2 protein-coding genes and 2 pseudogenes are annotated in these 1,963 nt (G+C 45.0%); 2 read left to right on the top strand and 2 right to left on the bottom strand.

The window, feature by feature from the left end; translation table 11 throughout:
* Both IQ242_RS23595 and IQ242_RS23590 read right to left on the bottom strand, forming a co-directional pair.
* Positions 1-201: pseudogene (locus IQ242_RS23595) on the bottom strand (glycosyltransferase family 1 protein); the annotation flags it as partial.
* Positions 202-634: 433 nt separating this feature from the next.
* Positions 635-790: a DUF2256 domain-containing protein gene (locus tag IQ242_RS23590; RefSeq protein ID WP_002801262.1), complete on the bottom strand. Its 156-nt coding sequence runs from the start codon at positions 788-790 to the stop codon at positions 635-637.
* Between the two features lie 36 nt (positions 791-826).
* Here IQ242_RS23590 and IQ242_RS23585 point away from each other — a divergent pair, with 36 nt between their 5' ends.
* Positions 827-1,624 (top strand): RNA methyltransferase, encoded by a 798-nt coding sequence (locus IQ242_RS23585; RefSeq protein ID WP_193961623.1) that lies wholly within the window; start codon positions 827-829, stop codon positions 1,622-1,624.
* A gap of 30 nt (positions 1,625-1,654) precedes the next feature.
* Positions 1,655-1,963: pseudogene (locus IQ242_RS23580) on the top strand (serine hydrolase); the annotation flags it as partial.

Raw genomic sequence — 1,963 nt, 5'->3', positions numbered from 1 at the left:
AGTATAGACTTGGGAACTATAGAGACGTGGCAGGGTGATTTCGTCGTAAAAGTCAGGCCAATCGCTTACGGTGGGTTTTTCGGAAGAAAAATGCAGAAAACTGACTTGATAATCTCGATCGAGCAGGGAATTAGTCACTTCTCGCCCATAGGTAACGTTACCGCAAAAAGGAGATTTTTTTCCTAACCAGGCAATGTGCATTCAGATTCTCTTAAGAAAAAGTTAATTTAGCCAAGTATCAGCTTACTAAATTAACCGTAAAATTAAAAGCTAATACAGTACCTAAAACAATAGACCTCTTGCAGAAATCAAAAATCGTTGTTAGGGTTAGGAGTCAGTAGCCAGTAGCCAGTAGTCAGGAGAATTAAAAATGAGCATTAATCAATTAAATGGTCTATTTACAGATTTTATGCCATTTAATCCTTATTTTTGCCGTTTTTGAACCATGAAAAATTAATTATGCAAGAGGTTTAATTAATTACCCATCTAAACCGTCAGCCGTCAGTCGAACGCTTTTTCACTGGATTAGTAAACAGTGAACTAAAAACTCAAGTCTGATCCCTGATAAGCTGTCTCCTCTCTCCTGTTTCCTGTCTCCTCACCTAAGGGAAGATTTTTTCTGTTTGCAGGAGATCTACTGATTGGCCGAGGACTTGCGACGACGACAGCGTTCCGAACAGTATTTGACCTCATGCCAACAGTTTTGCCACTTTTTGCGCCAAGTAAAGGATAAACCGCAAACGGGACAAATTTTACTGGGAAGATCGGACTTCGAGACCTGACGTGCCATGATTAAAATTAAAAAGTCAAAAACTGCGCCTTATCTATGAGTGTAGATGAAAATAATCAGAGTTGCCCACTCGATCGCCTGAGAATTATTTTAGTTGAACCAGCCGGAGCCTTAAATGTGGGTTCCACTGCCAGAATTATGCGGAATATGGGCTTAAGTCGCTTAATTATCGTCAATCCCGTCTGTGATATCCTTGCAGAAGAAGCGCGACGCATGGCAGTACACGGGATTGAAGTCCTAGAAAACTGTTCACAGGTAGCCACCCTTGGGGAAGCTTTGCAGGGTTGTCATCGCATCATTGCCACCACCTCGAAACCCCGTCACCTGAATACTCCCCTTGAAACACCCCGGACCGCCTTACCCTGGTTACTCACCCCTAACCTAGAATCGGCCCTAATTTTCGGGCCAGAAGACCGGGGTTTAAGTAACAGCGAACTGAACCACGCCCAGCGTTTTGTCGGTATTCCCGCTAATCCTCAATATTCCTCCCTCAATCTCGCCCAAGCGGTGGCGGTTTGCTCCTACGAACTGTACCAAATGACCAGGGAAAATAGGCTCGAAACCCCGGTAGAAACGCTCCCTAATGCCACTTTTGAAGCTCTAGAAGGCTATTATCAGCACTTAGAGAGCTTTTTGCTCAAAATTGGCTATCTTTACCCCCACACCGCCGCCGCTAGGATGGAGAAATTCCGGCAATTTTATCATCGGGCCCGGCCCACGGTGGAGGAATTAGCCCTGCTGCGGGGTATTATCGGTCATATTGAAAGTATCGGGCAACTTTTTCTCGGTCTTGATAGTCTCAAGGGCAAGAAAAAAAATTCTCCTAGCGATTGATAATAAATCTGGATACCCTTGAGGAAAACCGTGACTCGTCAAGTAACTCGTCGTCCTAGTAAAGTTCAATCCGGCCCTGGGTCCCCTAGGTCCATGGACTCAAACAGTAAAAAAAGGTCTGTACCCGTTAAAAGGGCAAAAAAACAACGTAAACCTAACCTAATCGCTTCTTTTCTCCTTCAGGTTCTTCGCTTCTCTATCCTTGGTGTCGGTTTAGGTGCGATCGCTGGTACGGTTTTAACGGTGGTGGATCCGAGCAAATTACCCCTACACCCAAAACCCACCGCTACTAATTCCCCGACTCCCCAACCCGTCACCCCGAAACCTGTCTCTTATACA

The sequence above is a fragment of the Microcystis sp. LEGE 08355 genome (assembly GCF_015207185.1).
Taxonomy (GTDB): domain Bacteria; phylum Cyanobacteriota; class Cyanobacteriia; order Cyanobacteriales; family Microcystaceae; genus Microcystis; species Microcystis panniformis.
This window is presented reverse-complemented; position numbering and strand designations above follow the sequence as displayed.